Raw genomic sequence first — 344 nt, 5'->3', positions numbered from 1 at the left:
GCAGATATTGTCGGTTTTGAAGATCTGGCTGCTGAAATCAAAGCTGGTAACCTGAACTTTGACGTTGTTATTGCTTCTCCTGATGCAATGCGTATCGTTGGTCAATTGGGTACCATCTTGGGTCCTCGTGGCTTGATGCCAAACCCTAAAGTAGGTACTGTTACTCCTAACGTTGCTGAAGCAGTTAAAAATGCAAAAGCAGGTCAAGTACAATACCGTACAGATAAAGCCGGTATCGTTCACGCAACTATCGGTCGTGCTTCTTTCGCTGAAGCTGACTTGAAAGAAAACTTCAATGCGTTGCTGGATGCTATCGTTAAAGCCAAACCTGCTGCTGCTAAAGG

Annotated in this window: 1 pseudogene; it reads left to right on the top strand. The window is 44.8% G+C overall.

Annotated elements, in window-relative coordinates:
- Nucleotides 1–344, top strand: a pseudogene (rplA, locus tag ACTHSP_RS23090) (50S ribosomal protein L1); the annotation flags it as partial.

It is taken from the genome of Neisseria sp. P0001.S005, assembly GCF_051963715.1.
The sequence above is the reverse complement of the archived record's forward strand: the minus strand, read 5'-3'. Positions and strand labels throughout refer to the sequence as shown.